Below are 15,323 nucleotides of genomic sequence, written 5' to 3' on the forward strand. Positions count from 1 at the left end.
ACGCGCGAGGGCCGGACTACAGGGCCGGCCCTCGCCGCTAGTTCACGAGCTCGTTCAGCCGATCGCGTGCACCGGCGCCGCGAGCGGCGTCCCCGAACCGTCGCGACGCTCGTCGACGTCCGGCAGCGTGAGCGCCTGACCACCCGAGCCGACGGCGTGCGGCGGGTTCGGCCCGACCCACGCCATGATCAGGGTGTCCTCGCCCTTGAGGAAGCGGTGCGAGCGAACGCCTCCTGTCGCGCGGCCCTTCGACGGGTACGCGGTGTACGGCGTGACCTTGGCGGCGCCCGTCTCGGTCCCCGGCAGCGCGGAGGAGGAGCCGGACACGGTGACGACCGACGTCGTCGGCGCGAGGCCCGCGGGGACGACGCCGAAGAACTTCACCTGGGCGCCGTCGTCGAGCCGGATACCGGCCATGCCGCCGGCCGCGCGGCCCTGCGGGCGCACGAGCGACGCGGAGTAGTGCAGCAGCGACGCGTCGGACGAGAGGAAGACGAGGTCGTCGTCGTCCGTGCACGCGCCAGCCCCGACAACCTCGTCGCCGTCCTTGAGCGTGATGACCTCCCACGAGTCGCGGTTCGGCGCGTCGTCACGCGCGACGCGCTTGACGACGCCGTCACGCGTACCGAGCACGATCGTCGGCGCGAACGAGTCGAGGGACACGAGCGTGAGCACGCGCTCTCCCGCCTCGAGGTCCACGATCTCCGAGACGGGCACGCCGCCCGCGAGCGACGGCGCGGCGCCGGTCGGGGGGAGGGTCGGCAGGTCGAGCACGTCGACGCGGATCACGCGGCCCCGGTTGGTCACCGCGCCGACCTGGCCGCGCGCGGTGCACGCGACCGCTGCGGACAGCGCGTCGTGGGCGCGGCGCTCGTCGTCGCGCACGGGTTCGTCACCCGTCGCGGTCCGCGCGAGCAGGTCCGTCCCCGAGAGCAGCACCCAGCAGGGGGAGTCCTCGACCTCGAGCGGCACGGCGGACGACGGCGCCCCCTTCGCACCCGTGAGGGCGGTACCGCCCGCGGACTCGAGCAGGACCGTGCGACGCGGCGTGCCGTACGCCTTCGCGACGGCCGCCATCTCGTCGGAGACGACGTTCAGCAGGCGCGTCTCGCTCGCGAGGATCTCCTCGAGCTCGGCGATCTCCGCACGCAGCGCCGCCTGCTCAGTCTCGAGCTCGACGCGCGAGAACTTCGTCAGACGACGCAGCCGCAGCTCGAGGATGTACTCCGCCTGCGGCTCGGACAGGTCGAACACCGTGCGCAGGCGCGACTTCGCGACCTCCGAGTCGTCCGAGGAGCGGATGACCTGGATGACCTCGTCGATGTCGATGATCGCGATGAGCAGACCGTCGACGAGGTGCAGGCGCTCCTGGCGCCGCGCCAGCCGGTACGTGCAGCGGCGACGCACGACGTCGACACGGTGGTCCACCCACACGCGCAGCAGCTCGCGCAGCCCGAGCGTGCGCGGCTGACCGTCGACGAGCGCGACGTTGTTGATGCCGAACGAGTCCTCCATCGGCGTGTACTTGTACAGCTGCTCGAGCACGGCCTCCGGGTTGAACCCGTTCTTCACCTCGATGACGAGGCGCAGGCCGTTCTGGCGGTCCGTGAGGTCCAGCACCGAGGTGATACCGGAGAGCTTCTTGGACTGCACGCCCTCCTTGATCTTCTCGATGACCTTCTCGGGGCCCACGAGGTACGGCAGCTCGGTGACGACGATGCCCTTGCGGCGCGGCGTGACGTTCTCGATGCGCGCCGTCGCACGCGTCTTGAACGAGCCGCGGCCCGTGCGGTACGCGTCGCGGATGCCGTCGAGGCCGACGATCTTGCCTCCGCCGGGCAGGTCCGGGCCGGGCACGAAGCGCATGAGCTCCTCGAGGTCCGCGTCCGGGTGCTTGATCAGGTGCCGCGCCGCCGTGACGACCTCGACGAGGTTGTGCGGCGCCATGTTCGTCGCCATGCCGACCGCGATGCCGGACGACCCGTTGACGAGCAGGTTCGGGATCGACGCCGGCAGCACCTCGGGCTGCTGCAGCTTGTTGTCGTAGTTCGGCACGAAGTCGACGACGTCCTCGCCGAGGTCCGCGGTCATCGCCATCGCGGCGCTCGCGAGACGCGCCTCCGTGTAGCGGGCGGCCGCGGGGCCGTCGTCGAGCGAGCCGAAGTTGCCGTGCCCGTCGACGAGCGGCAGGCGCAGCGTGAAGTCCTGCGTCAGGCGCACGAGCGCGTCGTAGATCGCCGAGTCGCCGTGCGGGTGGAGCTTTCCCATCACCTCGCCGACGACGCGCGCCGACTTCACGTACGGGCGGTCGGGGCGCAGCCCCATGTCGGCCATCTGGAAGAGGATGCGCCGCTGCACGGGCTTGAGACCGTCGCGCGCGTCCGGCAGGGCGCGCGCGTAGATGACGGAGTAGGCGTACTCGAGGAACGAGCCCTCCATCTCCGCCGTGACGTCGATGTCGACGATCTTCTCGGTGAAGTCGTCGGCGGCGTCGGTGGGCGTGGTCTTGCGTGCCATGTGGCGGTGCGCTCCGTGCTTCTCGCGGGACGGGGATCTGGTCCATTGTCGCCGCCGCACGCCGATGCTCGGGCACAGGCACGCCGTAAGGGCAGGGCCATGCAGAGAGAGCCGGACCATGCCGAACCGGCCCACCCGCCCCGAACCGTCGTCGCACGCCCTAGCCTGGGATCGTGACCGACGACGCGCACGAGACACCCGCGAGCGCCTACCCGCTCGCGTGGGAGGCGGACGTCATCCTGCGGGACGGGTCGACGACGCACGTCCGCCCGATCCGCCCCGAGGACGCCGACGCGCTGCAGGCGTTCCACGTCGCCCAGTCCGAGCGCTCGATCTACTTCCGGTTCTTCGCGCCCCTGCCGCGCCTGCCCGAGAAGGACCTCGAGCGCTTCACGCACGTCGACCACGTCGACCGCGCCGCTCTCGTCGCGGTCGCGTCGCCGCGCGACGGCGAGGACACGGGGGAGCGCATCATCGGCGTCGCGCGCTACGACCGCACGGGCCCCGACAGCGCCGAGGTCGCGTTCAACATCGCCGACTCCGTCCAAGGGCGCGGCCTGGGCTCCGTGCTCCTCGAGCACATCGCCGCCGCCGCCCGCGAGCGCGGCATCCGCCACTTCTCCGCCGAGGTGCTGCCGCAGAACACGCGCATGCTCGCCGTCTTCCGCGAGGCCGGGTACGACCTGACCCAGCGCCTCGAGGACGAGGTGTACACGGTGACGATCGACCTCGACCCGACCGAGCGCTCGCGGTCGGTCATGGCGGAGCGGGAACGGCGCGCCGAGGCGCGCAGCATCTCGACGCTGTTCGACGTCGCGTCGGTCGTGGTCGTCGCGTCGCCGACGACGCAGCCCGGGTCGGCGGACGCGCAGATGATCGAGCGGGCGATCGAGGCGCTCGTCGCCTCGCGTGCACTCACCCAGCGCGCGACCGACGGCGACGGGCCGCAGCGGCCCCGTATCGACGTCGTCGGCCTGCCGCCCGCCGCGCGGCTGTGGTCGACCGACGAGGTGACGTACCACGAGAGTCTCGCCGCGCTCGCGGACGTCCGCGAGGGCGACGCGCCCGACGACGGGCGCGGCCCCCTCGCCGTGCTCGCCGCGCCGCCCGAGGAGGCCGTCGCGGCCGTGCCCGGGCTCGCGCGACTGCGCACGCACGCGCTGCTGCTCTTCTCGGAAGGCTTCGCCGAGGTGGGCCCGGAGGGCCTCGAACGCCAGCGCGCCCTGCTGCGCGCCGCCCGCACCGCCGGCATGCGCGTCGTCGGCCCCGGCTCCTACGGACTCCTGCGCGCCTCCGCCGACGTGACGATCAACGCGACCCTCGCGACCGTCCCGCCACCACCCGGACGCATCGGAGTGTTCTGCCAGTCTGCGCCCACCGCCGTCACGCTCCTCGCGACGATCGCCCGGCGCGGACTCGGCCTGTCGAGCTTCCTGTCCGCAGGCAACCGCGCCGACGTCTCCGGCAACGACCTCATGCAGTACTGGCACGAGGACGACGACACCCACGTCGCCTGCCTCTTCCTCGAGTCGATCGGCAACCCGCGCAAGTTCTCCCGCATCGCCCGCCGTCTCTCCGCCCGCAAGCCGGTCGTCGTCGTCACCGCCGGCCGCTCCGGCCAGGTCGTCCCGCCGGGCCACGCCGTCCGGCCCACCCTCGCGCCGCGGCGCACCCTCGACGAGATGCTTCGCCAGTCCGGCGTCATCCGCGCCGAGAACACGCACGAGATGATGGACGTCGCCCAGCTCCTCGACACCCAGCCCCTGCCCCCGGGCAGGCGCGTCGGCATCGTCGCGTCCTCGGCCGCGCTCGCGGCCCTCGTCGCCGAGGCGGCCGCCGCGAACGGCCTCGCCGTCCTGCCGCGCACAGGCGTCGTCGCGGAGGGCGACGACGCGGCCCAGGCCGCGCGCGTCGTCGACGAGGTGTTCGACGCCGAGTGCGACGCCGTCGTCGTCGTCGACATCCCCGTGCTCGGGGGAGCGGACCGCCCGCTCGCGCGCGCTGCCGCCGAGGCCGCCGCCCGCACCGGGCGGACGACCGTCGCGAGCGTCCTCGGCCGCCACGGCCTCGTCGACGAGCTCGCCGCGACCAACCCGGACGGCACGACCGTCCACGTCCCCGCCTACGCGACGCCCGAGGATGCCGTCCGTGCCCTCGGTGCCGTCGCCCGCTACGCCGCGTGGCGCCGCGACGGCTTCGGCACCTTCGCCCAGCCCGAGGCCGACACCGACCGCGCCCAGGACCTCGTCGACGCGTGGCTCGCCGACGCGTCCGCCGGCACCGACCTCACCCTCGACGCCGCGCGCGTCGACGAGCTCCTCGGCTGCTACGGCCTCACCGTCGTCCCCGTGCGCACCGTCGGCTCCGCCGACGAGGCCGTCGCCGCCGCCGACGAGCTCGGTTGGCCCGTCGCCCTCAAGAGCACGGCCGAGGCCCTGCGCCACCGCGCCGACCTCGGCGGCGTCCGCCTCGGCCTCACCGACGCCACCGAGCTGCGCACCGCCTACGCCGCCATGGCCGCCGAGACCGAGCGCCTCCTCGGCGAGGCCGCACCCCTCGACGTGCAGACCATGGTCACCGGGGGAGTAGCGTGCGTCGTCCGCTCGACCGAGGACCCGCTCTTCGGCCCCGTCGTCTCCTTCGGCCTCGCCGGGGACGCGACCGACCTCCTCGCCGACGTCTCCTACGGCATCCCGCCCCTGACCGACCGCGACGTCTCCGACATGGTCCGCTCCCTGCGCGCCGCACCGCGCCTGTTCGGCTACCGCGGCATCGGCCCCATGGACGTCCCCGCGATCGAGGACGTCCTCGCCCGCGTCGCCCGCCTCGCCGACGACGTCCCCGAGCTTCGGGCGCTCGAGCTGTACCCCGTCGTCGTCTCCCCGCACGGGGCGCACGTCCTCGCCGCCCGCGCGACGCTCGCCCACGGGCAGCGCCCCGACGAGTCCAGACGCGCGATGCCCGGCTGATCCACCAGCCACCCGGCACGGGATGGGACAATAGAGGGGTGTCTGCTGCCACCCACGCCCACTCCGACCGTCGCGACGTCCTGCGCTCCGAGCTGCACCGCGCCGGGTACTACCCCGAGCTCGTCATGGACGTGGTCGACGGCGCGCTCGCAGGCGAGGAGGTCGTCGCGCACCTCGTGCACGCCGAGACGACCTTCGCGACCGCCGAGGTGCGCCGCCACGTCACCGTCCTCGTCATGACGCCGACGCGGCTCGTGTCCGCGCACGTCGACGACGAGCCTGCCGACGAGCACCACCCCGTCGCGTCCGCAGCGGCGACGACCGAGGTGCTGCCGCTCAGCGCGGTCCGCTCCGTCTCCGTCACGCAGTTCGTCGCGTCGCCCGCGCAGCACGTCCCCGGCACGCTGCCCTACGAGGTGACGATCGCGATCGGCTGGGGCGCGGTCAGCCGCATCGACCTCGAGCCTGCCGCCTGCCCGGACCCGAACTGCGACGCCGACCACGGCCTCACCGGCACCATGACGCCCGACGACATGATCGTGCGCGTCAGCGCCCAGGCCGAGGGTGAGGAGGCCGTGCGCGCGGCGCTCACCTTCGCGGGGCAGCTCTCCGCGGCGACGGGACGCGCATGACGGTCGCGGCCCTCCAGGCCGACCTCGACCGCCGCGGGCTGCGCCGCCCCGCCTACGGCACCGCCGGCCTCGGCGCCGTCATGCTCGGCGCCGCGGGTGCCCTCGGCGTCCCGGTGACGACCGTCGACGGCGAGACCTCCTCCGGCTCGATGAGGGCCCTCGGCCTGCCGTCCGCGAAGCGCGTGTGCGTCGTCCTCGTCGACGGCCTCGGGATGCGTCTGCTCACCGAGCGCCGCGGGCACGCCCGCAACCTCCGCGAGCTGCTCCCGAGCGCGCGCACGCTCTCCGCGCCCTTCCCGTCGACGACTGCCGCCGCGCTGGGCGTGCTCGGCACCGGTACGAGCCCTGGCCGCACCGGCCTGCTCGGCTACTCGATCCGCAGCTCCGCGACCGGGCAGCTCGCCAACATGCTGTCCTGGACCAACCTGCCGGCGCCCGAGCAGGTGCAGCAGGAGCCGACCGTCCTCGAGGCCGTCGCGGCCGCAGGCACACGCACGACAGCGGTGGGCCTCGCTCGCTTCGAGGGCTCGGGCATGACGCGCGCCGCGCTGCGCGGCGCGAGCTACGCCGCCGGTCCGACGCTCTCCGCGCGCGTCGACCAGGCCGTCGAGTCCCTGCGCACTCCGGGAATGACGTACCTGTACGTCGGCGAGGTCGACAAGGCCGGCCACCACCACGGCTGGAAGTCCGGCGAGTGGGGCGACGCCCTCGCCGAGGTCGACCTCGAGATCGGCCGCCTCGTGCGGTCGGCGCCCCGCGGCACCCTCGTCCTCGTCACCGCCGACCACGGCATGGTCGACGTGACCGGCGGCGCCCGCTGGGACGTCGCCGAGGAGCCCGAGCTCGCGCGCGGCGTCGCCGTCGTGGCGGGCGAGCCCCGCGCGACGCACCTCTACGTCGAGCCGGGCGTCGACCCGGCCGAGGTGCAGGAGCGGTGGCAGGGCGTGCTCGGCGCGCACGCCGTCGTCGCGCTGCGGGACGACGCCGTCGGGCTCGGCCTGTTCGGTCCCGTGCACGACCGCGCGCTGCCCGACATCGGCGACCTCGTCGTCATCATGGCGAAGAACTCGGTCGTCGTGGACAGCGCGAGCCAGACGCCCGCGTCGATGGGGCTCATCGGCGTGCACGGGTCGCTCACGCCCGACGAGACGAAGGTTCCGCTGCTCGTCGCGACCGCCTGAGACGGTCAGGTCAGCGCGCGACATCGTCGCGGGGCGGCGCACCGGAGCGACGAGCAGGCCCACTCGCAGGCGAGGAGGATCGGGCACAGGTGATCGTGCTCGGGGCGCAGGCGAGGAGGACCGGGCACACGTGCGCACCGGTCGCGGGTCAGGCGGCTCTGGTCAGTCGTCCGTGCGGGCGCCGAAGACGATCTCGTCCCAGCTCGGCACCTGCGGGCGGCCCTTGCGGCCGCCACGGGCGGCACGCTCGAGCGGCGGGGGAGTCGGGTCCGCGGCGGCAGGAGCCTCCGGGGCAGGCACGGGAGCCTCGGGCTCCGGCGCGGGCGGCTCGGGGACGTCCTCCGTCAGCGGGAGCTCCGTCGTCTCGCCGACCTCGGCGGCCGAGCGCGGCGAGCGGTCACCGAGCGAGTACAGGCGGCCGATCGCCTCGACCGGCACCGGCGCTCCAGCGTCCGCGTCGAGGTCTTCCTCCTGAGTGACCGACGCGAGCCCGAACAGACCCTCGTCGTCGTCCTCCGGCTCCTCGACGTCGATCAGCTGACGCACGCCGCGGCGCGCCGACAGGTCGTCCAGGAGCGCCGACGTCGTGTCCTCGAAGCCCGCAGGCTCTGCCGGCTCGAGGTCGGAGATCGGGCCGGACGCCTCGACGTCGAACACGTCGCCGCGCACGGGGGAGAGGTGACGGCGCGGCACGACCTCGTCGTGCAGGCGCGTCTCCGAGATCCACCGGCTCTCGTCGTCGGTAGCCGTCAACGTGCGGGCCTGCTGGTCGAATGCCCACACCGCGCGGTGCTCGGCGTCGCCGACCTCGTAGCTCACGGAGACCATCCACGACGACCCGACCGGGCGCCACGCGTCCCAGCGCAGCTCCTCCGTGTCGACGTGCCGCGCAGCGAGGCGGTCCGTGACCAGGTCGCCCAGGTTCGGGGAGCCCGCGTCGCGGCCGACGCGCGTCGCGCGCGCCTGCTCGGCGACGTACTCGCGCTCCGCGAGCACCGGGCCCTCGTAGCGGCGGACGTGCTCGACCGAGATGCCCGCGCTCTCCGCGACCTCCTCGGCCGTCAGGCCCGCGCGCACCTGCGCCTGGATCTCGCGCGGCGGGAGCGAGCCCGGCGCCGTCTGACGCAGCTGCTCGAGCTGCGGGCGGTCGCGCCGGACCGCGGCACGCAGCGGCTCGTCGATGCGGAGCCTGAACCGTGCGCCGTCGGAGGACGCCAGCACGATGTGCTCGCCGTCCTCGTCCAGCCCGATCAGTTCCAGGTCAGCCATGTGCCCTCCAGTGCGTGGTCTGTCACCACAGTGCCACCTTCACGCGCCGGACGCCGACATCCCGGCCGGTGTGCCGCTTGCGGATGCGTCACAACACCCAGCAGGCTGACACAATCAGGGCCGTGGAGATCCTCCAGGACGCGATGTACGGGCTCGAGCTCGCCGCCATCTTCTTCGCCGGCATCTCCGGCGCGCTCGCCGCGGTTCGCAAGAACTTCGACATCTTCTCCCTGCTGCTCCTCGCCTGGGTCACCGGCCTGGGCGGCGGCCTCATGCGCGACGTCCTCATCGGCGCGGTCCCGCCTGTGGGCATCACGAGCTGGCGGTACGTCCTGACCGCGCTCGCCGCGGGCGTCATCGTGCACTTCCTGCACCCGCGCCTCGCCGCCCTGCGGCGGCTCATCATCGTGTTCGACGCCGGGGCTCTCGCCATGTTCGTCGTCATCGGCACGATCAAGGGAATGGACTACGGCGTCGGCCCGCTGGCTGCCGTGTTCGTCGGGCTCTTCACGGGGATCGGCGGAGGCCTCGTGCGCGACCTCCTCGTCGACGAGGCGCCGATCGTGCTGCGCGAGCGCGAGCTCTACGCGATCCCCGCGACGATCGGGGCCGTGCTCACGGCGGTGACCGTGCACTACGACCTCTTCAACCCCTGGGTCGGCGCCGGCATCGCCGTCGCGATCCTCGCGATGCGGCTCGTGTCGCTCAAGATGAACTGGCAGGCGCCGGGCCCGTGGCAGGGCTTCGGCAGGCAACGCACCGGGAGATGACCATGACGACCGTCCACGTCGACGACGCCGAGCTCGACGCCCTGCGCGACCTCGCCGAGCGGCTCGCCCGCGCGGCGGCCGAGCAGGTACGGCGCGAGCGCCCCGAGACCGTCACGGTGGACAGGACAAAGCTCAACGCGTCCGACGTCGTCACGGCGGCCGACCTCGCCGCCGAGCGTCTCCTGCGCGAGATGATCGCGGCCGAACGGCCCGACGACGCGATCCTCGGCGAGGAGGGCGGCGCGACCGCGGGCACCTCGGGCCTCACGTGGGTCGTCGACCCGATCGACGGAACGGTCAACTACCTCTACGGCCTGCCGTCGACGTCCGTGTCCGTCGCGGTCGTCGCGGGGGAGCCCGACCCTGCGCGCTGGGAGCTCCTCGCGGGCGCCGTCACCGATATCACGACCGGCGCGACGACGACCGCGGCCCGCGGCCGCGGCGCGCACCACGAGGGCCGGCGGCTGCAGGTCGCCGAGCCCGTCCCGCTCGACCTCACGCTCGTATCGACCGGCTTCTTCTACGAGGAGACCCTGCGTGCCGCGCAGGGCCGCTCGGTCGCCGCCCTGCTCGAGCACGTGCGTGACATCCGCCGCATGGGCTCCGCTGCGCTCGACCTGTGCCGCGTCGCCCGCAGGCAGGTCGACGCGTACTACGAGGAGGGCCTCAGCCCGTGGGACCACGCGGCGGGCGAGCTGATCGTGCGGGAGGCGGGCGGCGTCGTCGTCGGCCTCGGCGGTGCGACGCCCGGCCGGGCGCTCGTCCTCGCTGGGCACCCGGAGACGGTCGCGCTGCTCGAACCGATCCTCGCGGCGGCGGGTGTCGGGAACAGATCAGCGAGCTGACGCGTTGTGCATCCGCTTTGCCGGACAGCGTGATCGCGACTTTCGTCACTCGGTCCGAAATATCCCGTTCGGGAGCGTGCACTCGTCGGAGAAATGATGCACAATTCCGGGGCCGACCCTGAACGGCACGGGGCAGACCGCCGCCCGAGAGGCGCGACTGACCGCCCCCGCCGTCGGGCGAAGCGTCGCGACGCCTCCGACGCCGCATACGTGACCTCGCGGTCCCGTGCTCGAAATTCCGCGTGATCCTCTCACCGATCTGGAGTGACATCTCTATGGCAACCGACTACGACGCCCCTCGCAAGACCGAGGAAGACCTCTCCGAGGACTCCCTCGAGGAGCTGAAGGCGCGGCGGTCCGACAAGAGCTCTGGCGTCGTCGACGAGGACGAGACGGAAGCGGCGGAGGGCTACGAGCTCCCGGGTGCCGACCTCTCCGGCGAAGAGCTCTCGGTGCGTGTCCTCCCGCGTCAGGCGGACGAGTTCACGTGCTCGAGCTGCTTCCTTGTGCACCACCGCAGCCAGCTCGCCTACGAGAAGGACGGCCAGCCCGTCTGCACCGAGTGCGCCGCCTGAGCGCATCTCCATCACTGACAGCGGGGCCGCGAACCGAAAGGTTCGCGGCCCCGCTGTCGTCCTACCGGGTCAGCGGGCCTGGGCCGCGCGGATCGCGCTGGCGAGCGCCTCGGGGTGACGCGTCGAGACGAGCCACCACGGTGTCGGGTCCTGCGGGTCGAGCACGTCCATGACGACGGCGCCGCCCGTGCCGGTGCGCAGGCACGCGAACGCGCGAGGATCGAAGGACGGGCCCATCGTCGCGGCGACCTCGGCGCGGCCGAGCGTGCGCGGCTCCCCGAGCAGGTTCACCGGGATGCGCGCGCGGCCGGCCTGCAGGTGCCCGTCGGCGACCGTCACGACGGGTGACGTCACGAACGCCGCGACGCTGCCCGCCACGAGGAGCGCGAGCGACACGCCCGCCGCGATCGGCAGGCTCGCGATGACGATCATCACGAACACGAACACGCAGAACAGCGCGATCGCGCCGTACGTCCAGATGCCGGGGGACAGCCGCTCCGTGTACGTCGCGGGTGCGGCGGGGCGCGGGTTGTCGACGGGCTCGGACGGCAGGGAAGGCTCGGCGTGCGGCATGTCCCCAGCATGCCAGCCGGGCGGCGTCGCCCGCGCCGTCGCGGCTAGGATCGCGCCGTGACACACCACGCACACGCCGCGGAGAGCGGCCTCGAGGTCCTCGTCCAGATGCTCGACCCGGAGCTGCCGCACCCGACGTACGCACACCCGGGTGACGCGGGCGCCGACCTGGTCGCGCGCACCGACGTCACGCTCGCCCCCGGCGAGCGCGCGACGGTCCCGACGGGCGTCGCGATCGCGCTCCCGGACGGCTACGCGGCGTTCGTGCACCCCCGCTCCGGCCTCGCCGCCAAGCATGGCGTGACCGTCGTGAACGCTCCCGGGACGGTCGACGCGGGCTACCGCGGCGAGATCGCCGTGACCCTGCTCAACACGGACACGTCCGCGCCCGTGCACCTGAGCCGCGGCGACCGCATCGCCCAGCTCGTCATCCAGCGCGTCGAGCGCGCACGCTTCGTGCCTGCCGAGCGCCTGCCCGGCTCGCACCGCGGCGCGGGCGGCTTCGGGTCGAGCGGCGGCTGGGACCCGCACGCGTCCCGCTGAGGGCGCGCTTCGCCCTACGCGTACAAGGGCGAGGTCGACGACATCCGACGGCGCGGCGCATAGGGTGGTAGGACGACCGCGCACGGTAACGTTCGCGGGAACCTGCGACCGGGGGTCGCCCCGACACCGTCGTCGCAGGCAAGCACGGCAACTTTGCTGAAGGAGAACCGCAGTGGGTCTGTTTGGACGGCGTGTGAAGGAACAGCCGCGCGAGGAGCTGCCCGACGCCGAGGCCACCGCGGCCGAGGAGACCGAGCCGCGCCCCGAGCACGGCCCGTGGGACATCACCCAGGTCGACGAGCCGACGGCAGGCCGCGTCGACCTCGGCTCGATCCTCCTCCCGGGCGTGCAGGGCATGCAGGTCCGCATGGAGCTCGACAAGGCGACCCAGGCGGTCACGGGCGTCTCCGTGATGGTCGACAGCTCGGTCCTGCAGATCCAGGCCTTCGCCGCCCCGCGCGTCGCCGGCATCTGGGACGAGATCCGCGACGAGATCCGTGAGTCGCTGACGACGCAGGGCGCGACGGTCGACGACATCCCGGGCCGTTTCGGACGTGAGCTGTTCGTCAAGGCGCCCGCCAAGGACGGTGAGGGGAAGGACGTCGTCCGCGTCATCCGCTTCCTCGGTGTCGACGGTCCGCGCTGGTTCCTGCGCGGTGTCCTGACCGGCAAGGCGACGGTCGACCCGCAGGCCGCAGGCCTCATGGAGGCGCTGTTCTCCCAGGTCGTCGTCGTCCGCGACGAGAAGGCGCGTGCACCGCGCGAGCTGCTCCCGCTGCACCTGCCCGACCAGCCCGAGATGAAGCAGGTCGACGAGCCCGCGGGTGAGCCCGAGACGCCCGCCGAGAAGGCCGCGACCCCCGACCTCAACCCGCTCGAGCGCGGTCCCGAGATCACCGAGACCCGCTGACCGCCGCGCCCGCGGCGGTCCGGACGGCCTGAGGGGACGACATGTCGTTGCGCACCGCGCTCAAGCGCGTCCTGGCGAACCAGGACGAGGTGGCCGCGACCGAGGAGCGCATCCACTCCGCGAAGCAGGGCACGACGGCGATCAGCGACCTCGTCGAGCGTCGTCACGCCGAGGTGTCCGGCCTGATCCGGTCGGTCGTGCTGCGGCCGACCGACCGCGTGCAGGCCGTCGAGGCAGAGCTGTTCGACGGTTCCGGCTCGGTCGACCTCGTGTGGCTCGGCCGGCGTCGGATCGCGGGCATCGAGCCCGGCCGGCGCGTGCGCGTGGCCGGGCTCGTGACGAGCGACCGCGGGCGCACCGTGATCTTCAACCCCCGGTACGAGCTGCTGCCGCAGCCGACCGACGTGCAGCCCTGAGGGCTGGGAGAGGGCAGGACGTGGAGCAAAGCACCCCGCACGACGGCGCGCCCGGCACGGAGCCCACGGGGGCACAGCCCGCCGACGCGAGCGCCGCGCACGCGGCGCAGGCGCGCGGCATGCGCGCCCTGACCGCGAGCGAGTTCTCCTTGCAGGACGCGGTCGGTGGCGTGCGCGGCGTCGTCGAGGCGCTCCTGCCGGGCCTCGTGTTCGTCGTCGTCTACCTGCTCACGTTCGAGCTGACGCCGACGCTCGTCGCGTCCGCGGGCGTCGCGGTGCTCATGGTGATCGTGCGTCTCGTGCAGCGCACGCCCGTCACCCAGGCGCTCTCTGGCCTGTTCGGCGTCGCGATCGGCGTCTTCTGGGCGTGGCGCACCGGCGAGGCGTCGGACTTCTTCGTCGTCGGCCTCTACACGAACGCCGCCTACCTGCTCGGCTGCCTCGCCTCGATCGTCGTGCGCTGGCCCGCGATCGGTGTGGTCGTCGAGCTGTTCCGCCTCGGCTTCGCCGAGACCAAGACCGTGCGAGCCCCTGAGGGCGACGTCGACCCGGACGCCCCGGCGCCCAACCCGTTCGCCGGGTTCGGCGAGTGGCGGCGCTCCCACGCGCTCGTGCGTCGCTACACGCTCGCGACGTGGCTGTGGGTCGCGCTGTTCGCCGTCCGTCTCGCCGTCCAGGTCCCGCTCTACCTCGGGGCGCAGGTCGGCTGGCTCGGTACCGCGCGTCTTGCGATGGGCATCCCGCTGTGGGCGGTCACGCTGTGGGGGACGTGGATCCTTGTGCGCCGGTCAGCAGGTCGGACAGAGCAACCTCGTCCGCGTCCCGGCCACTGACGAGCAGCAGCTCGTCGCCGGCCTCGAGCGTGTCGTCCGCCGTCGGGGCGAGCGGCTGAGCGTCGCGGACGATCGCCGCGAGCACCGTGTCCGCAGGCCACGGCACAGAACCGACCGTGCGGCCGACGAGCCACGAGTCCGGCGGCAGGGTCAGCTCGAGGATCCCGGCGCCCGACTGGTGGAACGTGAAGATCCGCACGAGGTCGCCGACGGCGACGGCCTCCTCGACCATCGCCGTCATGATGCGTGGCGTCGACACCGCGACGTCCACGCCCCACGACTCGTCGAACATCCACTCGTTCTTCGGGTTGTTGACGCGCGCGACGACGCGCGGCACCCCGAACTCGGTCTTCGCGAGCAGGGCGATCACGAGGTTCGCCTTGTCGTCTCCGGTCGCGGCGACGATGACGTCGCACTCGTCGACCTTCGCCTCGGACAGGGTCGACAGCTCGCACGCGTCCGCGAGGAGCCAGTCGGCCTCGGCGACCGACGCGACGCGCATCGCGCTCGGCTGGCGGTCGATGAGCACGACCTCGTGGTCGTGACCGAGGAGCTCACGGGCGATCGAGCGTCCGACGGAGCCGGCACCGGCGATGACGACGCGCATCAGACCTCCTCGGTCGGGGCGTGGGTGAGGATCCGCTCGACGTCGACGACGTCGACGGAGCGCACGAGGACGTGCAGCACGTCGTTCTCCTGCAGGGCCATGCCCGGGCGGGGCAGCTCGGCCGCGCCGAAGCGCGTCACGAACGCGACGCGCGCCCCGGTCGCCTCCTCGACGACCGTGAGCGAGCGGCCGACCCAACCGGGGTGGAAGTCCGTCTGGCACAGGCGCACCTGGCCGGACGGGTCGCGGTAGTCGTCGGTCGTGCCGAGGGGGAGCAGACGCCGCATCACCTGGTCGGACGTCCAGCGGACGGTCGCGACGGTCGGGATGCCGAGCCGCTGGTAGATCTCGGCGCGGTGCGGGTCGTAGATGCGGGCGACGACGTTGTCGACGCCGAACGTCTCGCGCACGACGCGCGCGGCGAGGATGTTGGAGTTGTCGCCGTCGGACACCGCCGCGAACGCGTACGCCTCGTCGATGCCCGCCTGCTCGAGGGTGTCCCGGTCGAAGCCCAGACCGGTGACCTTCTTGCCCGTGAACGTCGGCGCGAGGCGACGGAAGGACTCGGGGTTCTGGTCGATGATGGCCACCGAGTGGCCGTTCTTCTCGAGCGAGTGCGCGAGCGCCGCCCCGACGCGTCCGCAGCCCATGATCACGAAGTGCACAGACCCGAAGGTATACCT

The 15,323-nt window shown here is 73.2% G+C and carries 15 protein-coding genes; 10 read left to right on the forward strand and 5 right to left on the reverse strand.

What is annotated here, in order from left to right:
- Nucleotides 1-54 precede the first annotated feature (54 nt).
- Nucleotides 55-2,517: a DNA gyrase/topoisomerase IV subunit A gene (locus tag ATL41_RS00915; RefSeq protein ID WP_098456794.1), complete on the reverse strand. Its 2,463-nt coding sequence runs from the start codon at nucleotides 2,515-2,517 to the stop codon at nucleotides 55-57.
- A gap of 173 nt (nucleotides 2,518-2,690) precedes the next feature.
- Here ATL41_RS00915 and ATL41_RS00920 point away from each other — a divergent pair, with 173 nt between their 5' ends.
- Genes ATL41_RS00920 through ATL41_RS00930 form a run of 3 tightly spaced genes read left to right on the forward strand, consistent with a single transcriptional unit; the run spans nucleotide 2,691 to nucleotide 7,299 of the window.
- Nucleotides 2,691-5,486, forward strand: coding sequence for a GNAT family N-acetyltransferase (locus ATL41_RS00920; protein ID WP_098456795.1), 2,796 nt, complete (start codon nucleotides 2,691-2,693; stop codon nucleotides 5,484-5,486).
- 38 nt (nucleotides 5,487-5,524) lie between these two features.
- Nucleotides 5,525-6,118, forward strand: coding sequence for a DUF5998 family protein (locus tag ATL41_RS00925; protein WP_098456796.1), 594 nt, complete (start codon nucleotides 5,525-5,527; stop codon nucleotides 6,116-6,118).
- Nucleotides 6,115-7,299: an alkaline phosphatase family protein gene (locus ATL41_RS00930; RefSeq protein ID WP_098456797.1), complete on the forward strand. Its 1,185-nt coding sequence runs from the start codon at nucleotides 6,115-6,117 to the stop codon at nucleotides 7,297-7,299. Before ATL41_RS00925 ends, ATL41_RS00930 begins: the two co-directional genes overlap by 4 nt.
- Nucleotides 7,300-7,461: 162 nt before the next feature.
- Here the strand turns inward: ATL41_RS00930 and sepH are convergent, their stop codons facing one another.
- Complete coding sequence (gene sepH, locus ATL41_RS00935) at nucleotides 7,462-8,568, reverse strand: septation protein SepH (protein ID WP_098456798.1); 1,107 nt, start codon at nucleotides 8,566-8,568, stop codon at nucleotides 7,462-7,464.
- Nucleotides 8,569-8,690: 122 nt separating this feature from the next.
- Between sepH and ATL41_RS00940 the strand changes: the two genes are divergently transcribed.
- The 3 genes from ATL41_RS00940 to ATL41_RS00950 all read left to right on the forward strand — a co-directional run bounded on the left by ATL41_RS00940 (nucleotide 8,691) and on the right by ATL41_RS00950 (nucleotide 10,758).
- Nucleotides 8,691-9,338: a trimeric intracellular cation channel family protein gene (locus ATL41_RS00940; RefSeq protein ID WP_245854531.1), complete on the forward strand. Its 648-nt coding sequence runs from the start codon at nucleotides 8,691-8,693 to the stop codon at nucleotides 9,336-9,338.
- A gap of 2 nt (nucleotides 9,339-9,340) precedes the next feature.
- A complete protein-coding gene (locus ATL41_RS00945) occupies nucleotides 9,341-10,183 on the forward strand; it encodes an inositol monophosphatase family protein (protein WP_245854533.1) in 843 nt (280 codons plus the stop codon).
- 275 nt (nucleotides 10,184-10,458) lie between these two features.
- Nucleotides 10,459-10,758: a DUF4193 domain-containing protein gene (locus ATL41_RS00950; RefSeq protein ID WP_098456800.1), complete on the forward strand. Its 300-nt coding sequence runs from the start codon at nucleotides 10,459-10,461 to the stop codon at nucleotides 10,756-10,758.
- Nucleotides 10,759-10,827: 69 nt separating this feature from the next.
- Here ATL41_RS00950 and ATL41_RS00955 read toward each other — a convergent pair whose 3' ends face one another.
- The gene (locus ATL41_RS00955; protein ID WP_098456801.1) at nucleotides 10,828-11,331 is read right to left on the reverse strand and encodes a DUF3093 domain-containing protein; all 504 of its coding nucleotides are present in this window, start codon (nucleotides 11,329-11,331) and stop codon (nucleotides 10,828-10,830) included.
- Nucleotides 11,332-11,388: 57 nt separating this feature from the next.
- Between ATL41_RS00955 and dut the strand changes: the two genes are divergently transcribed.
- The 4 genes from dut (at nucleotide 11,389) to ATL41_RS00975 (ending at nucleotide 14,033) form a co-directional block, all read left to right on the forward strand.
- Nucleotides 11,389-11,874, forward strand: coding sequence for a dUTP diphosphatase (gene dut, locus ATL41_RS00960; protein ID WP_281253843.1), 486 nt, complete (start codon nucleotides 11,389-11,391; stop codon nucleotides 11,872-11,874).
- Between the two features lie 172 nt (nucleotides 11,875-12,046).
- Complete coding sequence (locus ATL41_RS00965) at nucleotides 12,047-12,784, forward strand: DUF3710 domain-containing protein (RefSeq protein ID WP_098456802.1); 738 nt, start codon at nucleotides 12,047-12,049, stop codon at nucleotides 12,782-12,784.
- 41 nt (nucleotides 12,785-12,825) lie between these two features.
- Nucleotides 12,826-13,200, forward strand: coding sequence for an OB-fold nucleic acid binding domain-containing protein (locus ATL41_RS00970; protein ID WP_098456803.1), 375 nt, complete (start codon nucleotides 12,826-12,828; stop codon nucleotides 13,198-13,200).
- Between the two features lie 20 nt (nucleotides 13,201-13,220).
- Nucleotides 13,221-14,033, forward strand: a complete 813-nt coding sequence (locus ATL41_RS00975; RefSeq protein WP_245854535.1) for a DUF3159 domain-containing protein — start codon at nucleotides 13,221-13,223, stop codon at nucleotides 14,031-14,033.
- Here ATL41_RS00975 and ATL41_RS00980 read toward each other — a convergent pair.
- Both ATL41_RS00980 and ATL41_RS00985 read right to left on the reverse strand, forming a co-directional pair.
- Nucleotides 13,954-14,640, reverse strand: a complete 687-nt coding sequence (locus ATL41_RS00980; RefSeq protein ID WP_098456804.1) for a potassium channel family protein — start codon at nucleotides 14,638-14,640, stop codon at nucleotides 13,954-13,956. The genes ATL41_RS00975 and ATL41_RS00980 overlap by 80 nt on opposite strands.
- Nucleotides 14,640-15,290 carry a potassium channel family protein gene (locus tag ATL41_RS00985; protein WP_098458848.1) on the reverse strand — a complete coding sequence of 217 codons (651 nt, stop codon included), beginning with the start codon at nucleotides 15,288-15,290 and terminating at the stop codon, nucleotides 14,640-14,642. The genes ATL41_RS00980 and ATL41_RS00985 overlap by 1 nt, the downstream gene beginning before the upstream one ends.
- Nucleotides 15,291-15,323: the final 33 nt, after the last annotated feature.

It is taken from the genome of Flavimobilis soli, assembly GCF_002564025.1.
GTDB lineage: Bacteria > Actinomycetota > Actinomycetes > Actinomycetales > Cellulomonadaceae > Flavimobilis > Flavimobilis soli.